Raw genomic sequence first — 15,499 nt, 5'->3', positions numbered from 1 at the left:
ATAATGCGCTTATTTACGTTGATGTCCAGCAGGAGTCCTTTTGAGCGACAGCCAATACGCAGTGATTTACGATCTGCACAGCCACACCACCGCCTCTGACGGGCGGTTGACTCCGCAGGAACTGGTCCATCGCGCCCATGAGATGCGCGTTGGCACTCTGGCGATCACCGACCATGACAGCGTGGCGGCGATCCCGGCTGCCCGGGAAGAGATCGCCCGCGCCGGATTACCCTTAACGCTGGTAAACGGCGTCGAGATTTCGACGCTCTGGGAGAATCACGAAATACATATCGTGGGTCTGAATATTGATATTGCGCACCCGACGATGACCGCGCTGCTGGAGGAGCAGAAAGCGCGACGCCAGCTGCGGGGACAAATGATCGCCGAACGCCTGGAGAAGGCGCGGATCCCTGGCGCCTGGGAAGCGGCGCTGCGGCTGGCGGACGGTGGCGCCGTCACCCGCGGCCATTTTGCCCGTTTTCTGGTGGAGGCCGGCCATGCGAAAAACATGGCGGAAGTCTTCAAAAAATACCTTGCCCGCGGGAAAACCGGTTACGTGCCGCCGCAGTGGTGTACAATAAAACAAGCGATTGATGTCATTCATCATTCTGGCGGCAAGGCGGTGATAGCCCATCCCGGGCGCTACGATCTCTCCGCCAAGTGGTTGAAGCGGCTGTTGGCCCACTTTAGCGAGCAGGGCGGTGATGCCATGGAAGTGGCCCAGTGTCAGCAGGCGCCCCATGAACGCGCCCAGCTGGCCACCCTGGCCGTGCAGTTTGGTCTTCTGGCGTCACAGGGATCCGATTTTCATCAGCCCTGTGCGTGGATCGAGCTTGGCCGTAAGCTCTGGCTTCCTGCCGGCGTGGAAGGCGTCTGGCACAGCTGGGAAGCGGCCGCCGAATAAAAATTGAGAGGGAAGTATGAGCCAGTTTTTTTATATCCATCCGGATAACCCGCAGGCGCGGTTGATTAACCAGGCGGTGGAGATTGTGCGTAAGGGCGGGGTGATCGTTTATCCTACCGACTCCGGCTACGCCCTGGGCTGCAAAATTGAAGACAAGGGTGCGATGGAGCGGATCTGCCGTATCCGTCAGTTGCCGGACGGCCACAACTTTACCCTGATGTGCCGCGATCTGTCCGAGCTGTCAACCTACGCTTTTGTAGACAACGTGGCGTTTCGTCTGATGAAAAACAACACGCCGGGCAACTACACCTTTATCCTCAAGGGGACCAAAGAAGTGCCGCGCCGGCTGCTGCAGGAGAAACGTAAAACCATCGGCATGCGCGTCCCGTCTAACCCTATTGCTCAGGCGTTGCTCGAAACTTTAGGCGAACCGATGCTGTCCACGTCGCTGATGCTGCCTGGCAGCGACTTTACCGAGTCCGACCCGGAAGAGATCAAAGATCGTCTGGAGAAAGTGGTGGACCTCATCATTCACGGCGGCTTCCTCGGGCAGCAGCCAACCACGGTTATCGACCTGACGGAAGATACCCCGGTGGTGCTGCGCGAAGGCGTCGGCGACGTGAAGCCGTTTCTCTGATCGTCCTCGTCGGGCGGTGGATCATGCTCCGCCCGACACCCCGCGTTTCCTTCCTGACGGGACGACAATCAACCACAGCGCCAGACCGATCAGCAGTGCGCCGAGAATCAGCCCTTTTTGTATGGCCTCTCCGAGGCACAGATAGCCCCACAGCGCCGCAAAAGGTGGGATCAAAAAGGTCACCGACAGCGAACGCAGCGGTCCTATATCAGCAATCAGGCGAAAATAGAGAATATACCCTGCTGCTGTACAGACCACGCCCAGCATGACTATCGCTATCCACGGCAGGCTCTGTCGCCAGTCTATGACCGGACCATACCAGCCTGACCAGAGAAAGAAAGGCAACAGAAACAGCGTGGCGCCGACCTGGCTGCCCAGCGCAACGCGCTCAGCCTCAAGGCCGCCCCGCTGCTGGATCCAGCGGCGGGTCAGAAAGCCGGCCAGACCGTAACAGGCGGTCGCGATCAGGCAGGCCCCGATCCCCGGCAGCAGGAGGGCGGCGCTGAGGCTGGAGGTTGGGCGCGCAATGACTGCCACGCCAATGGCGCCCAGTAACGCGCCGCCGCCTTTGCGCAGGGTTAACGGTTCTGCAAAGCATAACGCGCCGATAAGCATTCCCATCATCGGCGCCGTGGCATTGAGCGTGGCGGAGTACCCTGCCGGCAGCCACTGTGCGGCAAGACAGTACATCAGAAAAGGAAGGCCTGAATTAATGATCCCCAGCTTCAGAGTGGATATGAATTTTCCCTGATACCCGCTCCATTTACCCTGCACGCCGAGTAACAGCCCGAGCGCGATAGCGGCGAACAGTACGCGAAGAAAAGCGCTGTTCATCGCCCCGAAGGCCGGGGTGGTGATGCGCATAAACAAAAAGCTGGCGCCCCAGAGAGCGGCGAGTAGCAGCAGGCGGCCATAGTCGATAACACGCATGATTGACTCCTTGTAGTCACGAAGGAAGTCAACTGTAGAACTCACGTGCAGCGTCCGACAAACGCGTTATGCTTACATGATTAAGTTATTCTTAACTGAGATGCCATGTTGATGAAACTTCCACCGCTGAATGCGCTGCGCTGCTTTGAAGCGGCGGCACGGCTGCTCAGTCTGAAGCAGGCCGCCAGTGAGCTTTGCGTTACGCCCAGCGCCGTCAGCCAGCAAATTGCCCGCCTCGAGGAAGCGCTAAATACCCCGCTTTTTATTCGTACTCCCCGACAGTTACAGTTAACGGAGGTAGGGGAGATCTACCTGCGGGCCGTTCAGCCCGCGTTTCTCCAGATAGCCGCCGCCACTCATCGCCTGCAGGTGCCCGCGGGGCCTGAAAAGGTGACACTCAGCTGTACCAGCGGTTTCGCCATTCAGTGGCTGCTGCCACGGCTGGCTGATTTTGAACGACGCTATCCGCAGATTGAGATCCAGATCGGCACCACCAACCGGCGAGTAGATTTGTTGAGTGAAGGGATCGATTTTGCCGTGCGTCATGGTGTCGGCGGCTGGCCGGAACTGCAGGCTTACCGCCTGCTGGATGACGACCTTATACCGGTCTGCAGTCCGCAACTGATTGCTCCGCGCCGGACCCTCATCGATGTGAGCGAGCTGCTACAGTATCCGCTGTTGCACGATGAACATCGTGAAGACTGGGCGCTGTGGTGTGAGGCCGTGGGGCTGGAGCCGCACCGCGCGCGCCGCGGCCCGGTGTTCACTGATTCCAACGGCGTGACGGAGGCGGCGTTCGCCGGTATGGGGATGGCATTACTACGACGTTCATTCATAGCGCCTGCGCTGACGCAGGGGCGGCTGATTAATCCTCTGGCTCAGCCCATCGCTTGTCCGCTGGCCTATCATCTGGTTTACCACGAGACCGCGCTGCTGGCGCCTGCCAACCGCTGTTTTCGCGACTGGCTGCTCGACCAGCGCCCGGCAGTTGTGGAGGAGGGCGCGCAGTGAGGGGAGCTCACTGTCCGGTAAAGACCTCCATACGTGAATGTGCACAGGAGAATGAGGAAAATCTGTTCCATACTCAAGGCGCGATGCGGCGAACAGAAGCTTTCCCGACGAAGTTAGTGTAGTATGTTCGGCCACGATTACGGGCTCGCGGTGAATGTTTAGCGCATGTCAGCGAGACTTTACGTAAAAAGTATATACGTAACAATGAGTTGTTGATACAGGCCTCATTGTTTCATAAAGCATACCAGACGCCTGGGAAGGCGACACCTTAAGGAAGCTCAATGAGCGAGAAACTGCAAAAAGTGCTGGCCCGCGCCGGCCACGGCTCCCGCCGTGAAATTGAAGCGAAAATCGAAGCTGGCCGCGTCAGCGTCGACGGAAAAATCGCCACCCTCGGCGATCGTGTGGAAATCGTCCCCGGTTTAAAAATTCGTATCGATGGTCATCTGATCTCGGTGAAAGAGTCTGCTGAGCAGATCTGTCGCGTGCTGGCTTACTATAAGCCGGAAGGCGAGCTGTGCACCCGTAACGATCCGGAAGGGCGCCCGACGGTGTTTGATCGTCTGCCAAAACTGCGCGGCGCGCGCTGGATTGCCGTTGGCCGTCTGGACGTGAACACCTGCGGCCTGCTGCTGTTCACCACCGATGGCGAACTGGCAAACCGCCTGATGCATCCGAGCCGTGAAGTCGAGCGTGAGTACGCCGTTCGCGTTTTCGGCCAGGTGGATGATGATAAGCTGCGTCAGCTGTCTCGCGGCGTGCAGTTAGAAGATGGCCCGGCAGCATTTAAAACCATCAAATTCACCGGCGGTGAAGGGATTAACCAGTGGTACAACGTCACCCTGACCGAAGGGCGTAACCGCGAAGTGCGTCGCCTGTGGGAAGCGGTCGGTGTGCAGGTCAGCCGCCTGATCCGCGTGCGCTACGGCGATATTCTGCTGCCGAAAGGCCTGCCGCGCGGCGGCTATACCGAACTGGACCTGGCGCAGACCAACTACCTGCGCGAGCTGGTGGAGCTGACGCCGGAAACCAGTTCTAAAGTTGCCGTCGAGAAAGACCGTCGCCGGATGAAAGCCAATCAGATCCGGCGGGCGGTGAAGCGTCACAGCCAGACCAGCGCTAACCCGCGCCAGGGTAACAACAGCAACCGTCGTTCCAGTACTCGCAATAAGACCAACGGTTAATGTTATGCGTTCCGGTGGCTTGCCGCCGGAACGCGTACTGCCTTTCGCCGTATCAGGCCCTCAGTAGTCAATTCCCATCTGCGCCTTAATCCCGGCATCAAACGCATGCTTGACCGGACGCAGTTCGCTGACGGTATCCGCCAGTTCAATAATATCGCGATGGCAGCCGCGGCCGGTAATGATCACCGACTGATGGGCAGGACGCTCACGCAGGGCGCTCAGCACCGACTCCAGCGGCAGGTAATCGTACGCCACCATGTAGGTCAGCTCATCCAGCAACACCAGATCGAGCTGGTCGTCAGCGAGCATACGGCGGGCATGCTCCCAGACCGCCAGACAGGCGGCGGTGTCGCTGTCGCGGTCCTGGGTGTTCCAGGTGAAGCCTGTCGCCATCACCTGAAATTCGACGCCGTGGGGTTCCAGCAGGTTACGCTCACCGTTAGGCCAGGTCCCCTTGATAAACTGGATCACGCCGACCTTTTTACCGTGGCCGACGGCGCGGGTCGCGGTGCCAAAGGCGGCGGTGGTTTTGCCTTTGCCGTTGCCGGTAAAGACCATCACAATGCCGCGTTCGTCCTGGGCTGCCGCCACCCGGGCGTCAACTTTATCTTTCAGCCGCTGCTGGCGTTCGCGGTAGCGTTCATCACTCATTGGGCAATTCCTGGCTTACGGCCCGGTTGGGCGTCAAAGGTCATTCCCGTCTTGCGGCGACTGTCGTCACCCATCAGCCACAGATAGACGGGCATAATGTCAGCGGGGGTCTTCAGTTTTAGCGGATCTTCCGTCGGGAAGGCACTGGCGCGCATCCCGGTGCGGGTGCCGCCGGGGTTGATGCAGTTCACCCGCAGATGGCGGCTTTGGTACTCGTCGGCCAGCACCTGCATCATCCCTTCGGTGGCGAATTTGGAGACCGCATAGGCGCCCCAGTTGGCGCGACCCTGACGGCCAACGCTGGACGAGGTGAAGACCAGCGAGCCCGCATCCGAACGGAGTAATAAAGGAAGAAGCGCCTGGGTCAACATAAAGGTGCCATTGACGTTCACCTGCATCACCTGCTGCCAGACCTCCGGCTTCTGCTCGTCCATAGGGCAGATGTCGCCGAGCAGGCCGGCGTTGTGCAGCACGCCGTCAAGACGGGGATAGTGCATACTTATCTGCTGCGCCAGCTGCTGGCACTCCTGTGGTGTGCAGGTTAGCAGGTCGAGAGTAAACCAGCGGGCGGGAAGGCCGCCCTCGCGTTCAATCTCCTGGGCGACGGCGCGCAATTTTTCGTCGTTGCGGCCAAGCAGGATCACGCTGGCGCTGTAGCGTGCGTAGGTCAGGGCCGCTTCACGACCAATCCCGTCGCTGGCGCCGGTGACCAGGATGATGCGATCTTTCAGCAAGTGGCGTTGCGGTTGATAATGCACGGCGACTCCTTGGGCGATCGGTTCCCGATCGCGCTTCATCTTTGGTATCTCACTTTTGCGCTGTTATGCCTGAAAGCGCTCGCCATTGCAATCGGCGAAGCGGAAAGTATTCAGAAAATTAATATCTTGCAACGATTTCAACCTTGCTGAAAAAAAACGGAATCCGCTGCGCACAAGACACAAAGCACAAAGACTTCTCGCCAGGGGCTGATGTACACTGTGCAGCAACGTCAGTGCTTTACACAAGGTGAAAACGTGGAATTACTTGCTCAGTACGGCTTATTTTTAGCCAAGATCGCGACGGTTGTCGTCGCTATCGCGGTGATTGCCGCTATTATCGTCAACCTGGCCCAGCGTAAGAAGCAACGCGGCGAGCTGCGGGTGACCAATCTTAGCGAGCATTATAAAGAGATGAAGGAATCACTGGCGGTGGCGCTGCTGGACGGGCCGCAGCAGAAGCAGTGGCATAAGGCGCAGAAAAAAAAGCAAAAACAAGAGGCGAAGGCCGCGAAAGCGCGGGCGAAGCTGGGTAACGTGGAGCCGGAAGGCAAGCCGCGCGCCTGGGTGCTGGATTTCAAAGGCAGTATGGATGCCCATGAGGTCAACAGCCTGCGGGAAGAGATCACGGCGGTACTGGCGGCGGCGAAAGCGCGTGACCAGGTGGTGATTCGTCTGGAAAGCCCCGGCGGGGTGGTGCACGGTTACGGTCTGGCAGCCTCTCAGCTGCAGCGGTTGCGCGACAAACAGATCCCGCTGACGGTGGCGGTTGACAAAGTGGCGGCCAGCGGCGGTTATATGATGGCTTGCGTGGCGAACAAAATTGTGTCGGCGCCGTTTGCGATCCTTGGCTCCATTGGCGTGGTGGCGCAGATCCCTAACCTCCATCGCTTCCTGAAGAACAAAGATATTGATATCGAACTGCACACCGCTGGTCAGTACAAGCGAACCCTCACTATGCTGGGTGAAAATACCGAAGAAGGGCGGCGCAAGTTCCGTGAGGATCTCAATGAGACGCACCATTTGTTCAAGGATTTCGTCCATCGGATGCGTCCGGGACTTGATATTGAGCAGGTAGCTACCGGCGAGCACTGGTACGGGGTGCAGGCGCTGGAAAAAGGGCTGGTGGATGCGGTTGAAACCAGCGATGAGCTGTTGCTGGGGCTCATGGAGAGCCACGAGGTGATCGGGGTGCGTTATCAACAGCGTAAGAAAATGCTCGACCGCTTCACTGGTAGCGCCGCGGAGAGCGCCGATCGACTTCTGCTGCGCTGGTGGCAGCGCGGTCAGAAACCGCTGATGTAAACAACATAACGCGAGGCCAGGGCCTCGCGTTATCGTTTCCACTGGCCTTAATCGACCAGGTGATACTTGTCCGACAGCTCGTGGGCGAGGTACTTAAACATGTTAAATACCGCTGTACTCTTCGGCGTCGGTAAACCTTGCTCGTCAAGATAAAACTCACCGCTAAACACCAGGACATTGTTGCGCTGAACGACGTCGGTGGCTTCGATACCGGCTAACGTATCCTCATGTTCGCGAATAAGTTTGTTGGCTTTTTCGAGCAGCGTCTGGCGATCGATAGGTTGGGTTGTACCTTGCATAACGGACTCCTCTTTTTCTCCGCGCGTAGTTTACGCCGCGCGGCGGCGTGGGGCAAATTTTCCATGGTCAAAACAAGGGTAATCGTAACCAGTGGAGAAACAGCCGTTTACTGGCGGGATTCGCTTTTGCATGCTAATAAAGTTGCGTAACGAATTTTATCAGGTACAGTGTGACGCTTTCGGCGATCTGGCAACAGATTTGCTTGACATTCGGCCAAAAATTCTTCGTGCTATGTCACCTGACGAAAAAAAGTCAGCAAACTCAAACGCCTGGTTTTACGGAGATGAAACGGGTGTTCAGGGTTGATATTCACCGACGGTGCCGCAACATATGAGGCAGTCGCCAGTGGAGGGTGTATGAATGTGCGATGTATTCCTGGATGAATCAAATTAGGTAAAGGTGAATATGGGTAAAGCTCTCGTTATCGTTGAGTCCCCGGCAAAAGCCAAAACGATCAATAAGTATCTGGGTAATGACTACGTGGTGAAATCCAGCGTCGGTCATATCCGCGATTTGCCGACCAGTGGATCAGCTTCCAAAAAGAGCACCGACTCTACCGCCACCAAAGGGGCTAAAAAGCCTAAAAAGGACGAACGTGGTGCTCTGGTTAACCGCATGGGCGTGGACCCATGGCATGACTGGAATGCGCACTATGAAGTACTTCCGGGTAAAGAAAAGGTAGTTTCAGAACTCAAACAGTTGGCAGAAAAAGCTGACCACATCTATCTCGCAACCGACCTTGACCGCGAAGGGGAAGCCATTGCCTGGCACCTGCGGGAAGTGATCGGCGGCGATGAACAGCGTTACAGCCGCGTGGTGTTCAATGAGATCACCAAAAACGCTATTCGTCAGGCCTTCGAAAAGCCGGGCGAACTGAATATCGATCGGGTTAACGCCCAGCAGGCGCGCCGCTTTATGGACCGCGTGGTGGGCTATATGGTCTCGCCGCTGCTGTGGAAAAAAATTGCCCGTGGTCTTTCTGCCGGGCGCGTGCAGTCCGTTGCGGTCCGCCTGGTGGTGGAACGTGAGCGTGAAATCAAAGCCTTCGTCCCGGAAGAGTACTGGGAAGTTGATGCCAGCACCACCACGCCGGGCGGCGACGCGCTGCCTCTGCAGGTGACCCATAAAGACGATAAGCCGTTCCGTCCGGTCAGCCGTGATGAGACCATGGCGGCGGTATCGCTGCTGGAAAAAGCCAGCTACAGCGTGCTGGAGCGAGAAGACAAGCCGACCAGCAGCAAGCCGGGCGCGCCGTTCATCACCTCCACGCTGCAGCAGGCGGCCAGCACCCGTCTCGGCTTCGGCGTGAAAAAGACCATGATGATGGCTCAACGTCTCTATGAGGCGGGGCACATCACCTATATGCGTACCGACTCCACCAACCTGAGTCAGGACGCGCTGAACATGGTTCGCGGTTATATCAGCGACAACTTTGGCAAAAAATATCTGCCGGAGAGCGCTAACCAGTACGCCAGCAAAGAAAACTCGCAGGAAGCGCACGAAGCGATTCGTCCTTCTGATGTGAGCGTGCTGGCGGAAACGCTGAAAGATATGGAAGCCGATGCGCAGAAGCTCTATCAGCTGATCTGGCGCCAGTTTGTCGCCTGTCAGATGACGCCGGCGCAATACGATTCCACCACGCTGACCGTGGCGGCAGGTGATTTCAAACTGAAAGCGCGCGGTCGTACCTTGCGTTTCGACGGCTGGACCAAAGTGATGCCGGCGCTGCGCAAGGGCGATGAAGACCGGACGCTGCCGGTGGTCAAACAGGGCGACCGCCTGAGCCTGGTGGAGCTGACGCCTGCGCAGCACTTTACCAAGCCGCCGGCGCGCTTCAGCGAAGCTTCGCTGGTCAAAGAGCTGGAAAAACGCGGTATCGGCCGTCCTTCCACCTACGCTTCGATCATCTCGACCATTCAGGATCGCGGCTACGTGCGGGTGGAAAACCGTCGTTTCTACGCGGAGAAAATGGGCGAAATCGTCACCGATCGGCTGGAAGAAAACTTCCGCGATCTGATGAACTACGACTTCACCGCGCAGATGGAAGATCGTCTCGACCAGGTGGCCAACCACCAGGCCGAATGGAAAGAGGTGCTGAACCACTTCTTCGGCGATTTTACCACTCAGCTGGAGACCGCGGAGAAAGATCCGGAAGAGGGCGGCATGCAGCCGAACCCGATGGTGCTTACCAGCATCGACTGCCCGACCTGTGGACGTAAAATGGGGATCCGTACTGCCAGTACCGGTGTTTTCCTCGGCTGTTCGGGCTATGCCCTGCCGCCGAAAGAGCGTTGCAAAACCACCATCAACCTGGTGCCGGAAAACGAAGTCCTCAACGTGCTGGAAGGTGATGACGCGGAAACCAACGCGCTGCGTGCCAAACGTCGCTGTCAGAAGTGCGGGACGGCAATGGACAGCTACCTTATCGATCCCAAGCGTAAACTGCACGTTTGTGGTAATAACCCGACCTGCGACGGCTATGAGATTGAAGAGGGCGAATTCCGCATCAAGGGCTATGACGGTCCGGTAGTAGAGTGCGAGAAGTGCGGTTCTGAAATGCACCTGAAAATGGGGCGTTTCGGCAAGTACATGGCCTGTACCAACGACGAGTGTAAAAACACGCGTAAGATCCTGCGCAATGGCGAAGTGGCTCCGCCGAAGGAAGATCCGGTGCCGCTGCCGGAGCTGCCGTGCGAGAAGTCTGATGCATACTTCGTGTTGCGCGACGGGGCGGCGGGTGTCTTCCTGGCGGCCAACACCTTCCCGAAATCACGGGAAACGCGTGCGCCGCTGGTGGAAGAGCTGTACCGCTTCCGCGATCGTCTGCCGGAAAAACTGCGCTATCTCGCCGATGCGCCGCAGCAGGATCCAGAAGGTAATAAAACACTGGTGCGCTTTAGCCGTAAAACGAAACAGCAGTACGTGGCTTCCGAAAAAGAGGGCAAAGCGACCGGCTGGTCAGCCTTCTTTATCGACGGTAAATGGACTGAAGCCAAGAAGTAATTGTGCATGACCTGGCAGGAAAAGCGCGCTTTTCCTGCTCTAACGACCGGCAGAAGAAGTGGATGCTTCTGCCGCATCGTTTCCCCTTCTGGATCGGCTTTTCTTCCCCTTATAACCACCTATATTATTTTTCGTTAGTATCTATACACTGTTGATATAAATGATATAGTGGTTATAGTTAATCCCTTTTTTATTATTAAAACGTCTTATACATCATCGCTTTCAGGATGCGTTGCGGCGCCACTATGGCCAACTGCCGGGAGGCCGGGCCTCACGGTCGACAAGTTGCCTGAACGTAAAGTGTATTAAGCGGCTTCATTTTACGCGCAAACGGATATCAGCATGAAACTACAACAGCTTCGCTACATCGTTGAGGTGGTGAACCATAACCTGAATGTTTCATCCACCGCCGAAGGGCTTTATACCTCCCAGCCGGGCATCAGTAAGCAGGTCCGCATGCTGGAAGATGAGCTGGGCATCCAGATCTTTGCCCGCAGCGGCAAACATTTAACCCAGGTGACGCCTGCCGGGCAGGAGATCATCCGTATCGCCCGCGAGGTGTTGTCGAAAGTCGATGCGATCAAATCTGTCGCCGGGGAGCATACCTGGCCTGATAAAGGGTCGTTATATGTGGCGACGACCCATACTCAAGCGCGCTATGCGTTACCGGGGGTGATCAAGGGCTTTATTGAACGCTACCCGCGCGTGTCGCTGCATATGCATCAGGGCTCGCCAACCCAGATTGCCGAAGCCGTATCGAAAGGCAATGCCGACTTCGCCATCGCCACCGAGGCGCTGCATCTGTATGACGATCTGGTGATGTTGCCATGCTATCACTGGAACCGGTCGATTGTGGTGACGCCTGAGCATCCACTGGCCGCGAAGGGCTCGGTTTCCATTGAAGAGCTGGCGCAGTACCCGCTGGTGACCTATACCTTTGGCTTTACCGGTCGTTCGGAACTGGATACCGCGTTTAACCGTGCGGGCCTGACGCCGCGCATTGTCTTTACCGCCACTGACGCCGACGTCATCAAAACCTATGTTCGTCTGGGCCTTGGGGTAGGGGTGATTGCCAGCATGGCGGTCGATCCGGTCTCTGACCCTGATCTGGTGAAGCTGGATGCGAACGGTATATTCAGCCACAGCACCACCAAAATTGGTTTCCGCCGTAGCACGTTCTTACGAAGCTACATGTATGATTTTATTCAACGTTTTGCACCCCATCTGACCCGGGATGTCGTGGATACCGCGGTGGCTTTGCGGTCGAATGAAGATATTGAAGCGATGTTTAAAGATATAAAACTTCCGGAAAAATAACCCTTAAAAAAATAATGGCATTCCCTGTGGGGAGTGCCATTGACTATCATGGTCCCAATTTAGCATCTTAAACCTCGAACCAATCACAAAATTAGTAATTTCTGGCAACACGTTTGTCATTATGCCCGCCGCGATCAAATAACCGGTTAAATATATTCCATCAGGCCTAAATTCACTGGATTAATCTTTTATCCATAATTAAGATTTATCTGTACCTGATGATTTGAGCAATTGGTGGTGACAATATGATAAGTAATATCGATTACATGAAACTGGCGATGTCATACGAGAATGACAAAACCGAAATCGATCCCGTTCTGCGTAGTCGCGTATGGGGCGTAGTGTTGGTAGGGCTGGCGATGTTCTGGAGCATCATCGCGCTTACCATCTGCAACATCTGGATTGTCAGCTAAAGCTGTAGGTCATCGTTGTAGATACATGTCATTTTTATGACAGTGAAAGGAAACGGTAATATAAGATCAGTGACCGGCAATACAGGGAGAATATATTTTGCCGCTGGATTCATCCAATCTGAAATCACTCACAAGAGCTAATCATAGCCTGCTGGCCGATTAGCTCTTTTTTTGTCCTCGTGTACTAATACAATATCGGCTTAATCATCGCTTCTGCACTATTTTGGTGCTATTTCTCCGATTCCATGATAATTCCCGAATAATCACTCTCGCCATCTGCGCATTTAGCAATTTGGGTTGTTATCAAAGTGTTATGCTCTGCATGTGTTATCTTTAATGGAGACCCTGAGGAGAATCGGGGTATGCCATCCCTGAGATAAAGGAGGAGCTATGTCGTCAACCCTACGAGAAGCCAGTAAGGACACGCTGCTGGTCAACGAGAAAACCTGGCATTACTACAGTCTGCCGCTGGCAGAGAAGCAGCTGGGCGATCTTAGTCGACTGCCTAAGTCGCTGAAGGTGCTGATGGAGAACCTGCTGCGCTGGCAGGACGGTGACTCGGTGACAGAAGAAGATATTCGTGCCCTGGCCGGCTGGCTGCAACATGCCCATGCCGACCGGGAGATAGCCTACCGTCCGGCGCGCGTTCTGATGCAGGACTTTACCGGCGTGCCGGCAGTGGTGGATCTGGCCGCCATGCGCGAGGCGGTGAAGCGCCTGGGCGGCGACACCGCGAAAGTGAATCCGCTGTCGCCCGTCGATCTGGTGATCGACCACTCGGTCACCGTCGACCGCTTTGGCGATGACGAGGCCTTCGAAGATAACGTCCGTCTGGAAATGGAGCGTAACCACGAACGTTACGCTTTTTTGCGCTGGGGTCAGCAGGCCTTCAGCCGCTTCAGCGTGGTGCCGCCAGGCACCGGTATTTGTCACCAGGTCAACCTGGAATACCTTGGTCGGGCCGTCTGGAGCGAAGAGGTGAACGGGAAATGGATGGCGTGGCCGGATACGCTGGTGGGCACCGACTCCCATACCACTATGATTAACGGTCTCGGCGTACTGGGCTGGGGCGTGGGTGGGATTGAAGCGGAAGCCGCCATGCTGGGCCAGCCGGTGTCGATGCTGATCCCGGATGTCGTGGGCTTTAAGCTCAGTGGCAAACTGCGTGAAGGCATTACCGCCACCGATCTGGTGCTGACGGTCACCCAGATGCTGCGCCAGCACGGTGTCGTCGGCAAGTTTGTTGAATTCTACGGCGATGGCCTGGATACCTTACCCCTGGCCGATCGCGCCACTATCGCCAATATGGCGCCGGAATATGGCGCGACCTGTGGCTTCTTCCCGATCGATGACGTGACGCTCAGCTATATGCGTCTCAGCGGCCGTAGCGAAGAGCAGGTCGCGCTGGTGGAAGCCTATGCCAAAGCGCAGGGCATGTGGCGCAAACCTGGCGATGAGCCGGTCTTTACCAGCACCCTGGCGCTGGACATGGGCAGCGTTGAAGCGAGCCTTGCCGGGCCGAAGCGGCCGCAGGATCGCGTGGCGCTCGGCGATGTACCGAAAGCCTTCGCCGCCAGCGGCGAGCTGGAGGTTAACCATCTGCAGCGTCAGCGCCAGCCGGTGGATTATACGCTGAACGGGCATCACTATTCGCTACCGGACGGCGCCGTGGCCATTGCGGCAATCACCTCCTGTACCAATACCTCCAACCCCAGCGTGCTGATGGCTGCCGGTCTGCTGGCGAAAAAAGCCGTCGAGCGTGGCCTGCAGCCGCAGCCGTGGGTAAAAGCTTCCCTGGCGCCAGGCTCGAAAGTGGTGTCGGATTATCTGGCTCATGCGGGCCTGACGCCTTACCTCGACCAGCTCGGCTTTAATCTGGTGGGATATGGCTGCACCACCTGTATCGGTAACTCCGGTCCGTTGCCAGAACCTATCGAAGAGGCGATCAAAAAGGGCGACCTGACCGTCGGGGCGGTGCTTTCCGGTAACCGTAACTTCGAAGGGCGTATCCATCCGCTGGTGAGAACCAACTGGCTCGCCTCACCGCCGCTGGTGGTTGCTTACGCGCTGGCGGGGAACATGAACATCGATCTTACCCGCGAGCCGTTGGGGCAGGGCAGCGATGGTCAGCCGGTCTATCTGAAAGATATCTGGCCGAGCGGGGAGGAGATTGCCCGCGCGGTGGAACAGGTCTCCACCGAGATGTTCCGCAAAGAGTACGCGGAAGTGTTTTCCGGTACTGAGGAGTGGAAAGCAATCAAAGTAGAGGCGTCAGATACCTACGACTGGCAGGAGGACTCGACTTATATTCGCCTGTCGCCGTTCTTTGACGAGATGGGCCTCGAGCCGCTGCCGGTGGAGGATATTCATGGTGCGCGGATCCTCGCCATGCTGGGCGATTCAGTGACCACTGACCACATTTCGCCGGCGGGGAGCATCAAAGCCGATAGCCCGGCAGGCCGCTATCTGCAGGAGCATGGGGTTGCCCGGCGCGACTTTAACTCCTATGGTTCCCGTCGCGGTAACCATGAGGTGATGATGCGCGGCACCTTCGCTAATATCCGTATTCGTAACGAAATGGTGCCGGGAGTGGAAGGCGGTATGACCCGGCATCTGCCGGACCGCGAACCGGTGGCGATCTACGATGCGGCGATGCTGTATAAAGCGGAAGGCATACCGCTGGCGGTGATTGCCGGTAAGGAGTATGGCTCAGGTTCCAGCCGCGACTGGGCGGCGAAGGGGCCGCGCCTGCTGGGCATTCGGGTGGTGATCGCCGAGTCCTTCGAACGTATCCACCGCTCCAACCTGATCGGGATGGGGATTTTACCGCTGGAGTTCCCGCAGGGCGTCACCCGCAAAACGCTGCAGTTGACCGGGGAAGAGCAGATTGATATCAGCAATCTGCAGTCGCTTCAGCCTGGCGCTACGGTGCCGGTGACCCTGACTCGCGCTGACGGCTCGCAGGAAGTAATCCCCTGTCGGTGTCGTATCGACACGGCGACCGAGCTTACCTACTACCGCAACGACGGCATTCTGCACTACGTCATCCGCAATATGCTGTAAAACAAAGGGCCAGCATCGCTGGCCCT

The 15,499-nt window shown here is 56.9% G+C and carries 13 protein-coding genes; 9 read left to right on the top strand and 4 right to left on the bottom strand.

Features of this window, described 5'->3' with window-relative positions; translation table 11 throughout:
• Positions 1-40 precede the first annotated feature (40 nt).
• Together rnm and CWM61_RS06280 are read left to right on the top strand one after the other, a co-directional pair.
• Entirely contained in the window at positions 41-904 is an 864-nt protein-coding gene (rnm, locus tag CWM61_RS06285; protein WP_061154911.1) for an RNase RNM, read from the top strand.
• A gap of 16 nt (positions 905-920) precedes the next feature.
• Positions 921-1,541 carry an L-threonylcarbamoyladenylate synthase gene (locus CWM61_RS06280; protein ID WP_008807778.1) on the top strand — a complete coding sequence of 207 codons (621 nt, stop codon included), beginning with the start codon at positions 921-923 and terminating at the stop codon, positions 1,539-1,541.
• 21 nt (positions 1,542-1,562) lie between these two features.
• On the opposite strand, the gene CWM61_RS06275 is transcribed toward CWM61_RS06280, so the two are convergent.
• The gene (locus CWM61_RS06275) at positions 1,563-2,471 is read right to left on the bottom strand and encodes a DMT family transporter (RefSeq protein WP_100630921.1); all 909 of its coding nucleotides are present in this window, start codon (positions 2,469-2,471) and stop codon (positions 1,563-1,565) included.
• A 111-nt stretch (positions 2,472-2,582) separates the two neighbouring features.
• Between CWM61_RS06275 and gcvA the strand changes: the two genes are divergently transcribed.
• Complete coding sequence (gene gcvA, locus CWM61_RS06270; protein WP_074386218.1) at positions 2,583-3,482, top strand: transcriptional regulator GcvA; 900 nt, start codon at positions 2,583-2,585, stop codon at positions 3,480-3,482.
• A gap of 281 nt (positions 3,483-3,763) precedes the next feature.
• Entirely contained in the window at positions 3,764-4,666 is a 903-nt protein-coding gene (gene rluB, locus CWM61_RS06265; RefSeq protein ID WP_008807781.1) for a 23S rRNA pseudouridine(2605) synthase RluB, read from the top strand.
• A 60-nt stretch (positions 4,667-4,726) separates the two neighbouring features.
• On the opposite strand, the gene cobO is transcribed toward rluB, so the two are convergent.
• Entirely contained in the window at positions 4,727-5,317 is a 591-nt protein-coding gene (cobO, locus tag CWM61_RS06260) for a cob(I)yrinic acid a,c-diamide adenosyltransferase (RefSeq protein WP_002901749.1), read from the bottom strand.
• Positions 5,314-6,075, bottom strand: a complete 762-nt coding sequence (locus tag CWM61_RS06255; protein ID WP_074386106.1) for a YciK family oxidoreductase — start codon at positions 6,073-6,075, stop codon at positions 5,314-5,316. The genes cobO and CWM61_RS06255 overlap by 4 nt, the downstream gene beginning before the upstream one ends.
• A 255-nt stretch (positions 6,076-6,330) precedes the next feature.
• On the opposite strand from CWM61_RS06255, the gene sohB reads away from it, so the two are divergent.
• A complete protein-coding gene (gene sohB, locus CWM61_RS06245; RefSeq protein WP_008807783.1) occupies positions 6,331-7,377 on the top strand; it encodes a protease SohB in 1,047 nt (348 codons plus the stop codon).
• Between the two features lie 47 nt (positions 7,378-7,424).
• Here the strand turns inward: sohB and CWM61_RS06240 are convergent, their stop codons facing one another.
• Complete coding sequence (locus CWM61_RS06240; protein ID WP_002901761.1) at positions 7,425-7,676, bottom strand: YciN family protein; 252 nt, start codon at positions 7,674-7,676, stop codon at positions 7,425-7,427.
• A 406-nt stretch (positions 7,677-8,082) separates the two neighbouring features.
• On the opposite strand from CWM61_RS06240, the gene topA reads away from it, so the two are divergent.
• From topA to acnA, 4 genes are all read left to right on the top strand, one after another.
• Positions 8,083-10,680 (top strand): type I DNA topoisomerase, encoded by a 2,598-nt coding sequence (topA, locus tag CWM61_RS06235; RefSeq protein WP_008807785.1) that lies wholly within the window; start codon positions 8,083-8,085, stop codon positions 10,678-10,680.
• 342 nt (positions 10,681-11,022) lie between these two features.
• Positions 11,023-11,997, top strand: a complete 975-nt coding sequence (cysB, locus tag CWM61_RS06230) for an HTH-type transcriptional regulator CysB (RefSeq protein ID WP_008807786.1) — start codon at positions 11,023-11,025, stop codon at positions 11,995-11,997.
• A gap of 245 nt (positions 11,998-12,242) precedes the next feature.
• Positions 12,243-12,410, top strand: a complete 168-nt coding sequence (locus CWM61_RS06225) for a YmiA family putative membrane protein (RefSeq protein WP_002901776.1) — start codon at positions 12,243-12,245, stop codon at positions 12,408-12,410.
• 390 nt (positions 12,411-12,800) lie between these two features.
• Entirely contained in the window at positions 12,801-15,473 is a 2,673-nt protein-coding gene (gene acnA, locus CWM61_RS06220) for an aconitate hydratase AcnA (protein WP_100630920.1), read from the top strand.
• Positions 15,474-15,499 lie beyond the last annotated feature (26 nt).

The sequence above is a fragment of the Klebsiella sp. K-Nf6 genome, assembly GCF_002806655.1.
Taxonomy (GTDB): Bacteria; Pseudomonadota; Gammaproteobacteria; order Enterobacterales; family Enterobacteriaceae; genus Klebsiella; species Klebsiella variicola.
This window is presented reverse-complemented; position numbering and strand designations above follow the sequence as displayed.

Coding starts and splice junctions, on each gene's coding strand:
- CWM61_RS06280 (WP_008807778.1), top strand. CDS start 921: ATGAGCCAGTTTTTTTATATCCATCCGGATAACCCGCAGGCGCGGTTG.
- CWM61_RS06275 (WP_100630921.1), bottom strand. CDS start 2,471: ATGCGTGTTATCGACTATGGCCGCCTGCTGCTACTCGCCGCTCTCTGG.
- gcvA (WP_074386218.1), top strand. CDS start 2,583: ATGAAACTTCCACCGCTGAATGCGCTGCGCTGCTTTGAAGCGGCGGCA.
- rluB (WP_008807781.1), top strand. CDS start 3,764: ATGAGCGAGAAACTGCAAAAAGTGCTGGCCCGCGCCGGCCACGGCTCC.
- cobO (WP_002901749.1), bottom strand. CDS start 5,317: ATGAGTGATGAACGCTACCGCGAACGCCAGCAGCGGCTGAAAGATAAA.
- CWM61_RS06240 (WP_002901761.1), bottom strand. CDS start 7,676: ATGCAAGGTACAACCCAACCTATCGATCGCCAGACGCTGCTCGAAAAA.
- topA (WP_008807785.1), top strand. CDS start 8,083: ATGGGTAAAGCTCTCGTTATCGTTGAGTCCCCGGCAAAAGCCAAAACG.
- cysB (WP_008807786.1), top strand. CDS start 11,023: ATGAAACTACAACAGCTTCGCTACATCGTTGAGGTGGTGAACCATAAC.
- CWM61_RS06225 (WP_002901776.1), top strand. CDS start 12,243: ATGATAAGTAATATCGATTACATGAAACTGGCGATGTCATACGAGAAT.
- acnA (WP_100630920.1), top strand. CDS start 12,801: ATGTCGTCAACCCTACGAGAAGCCAGTAAGGACACGCTGCTGGTCAAC.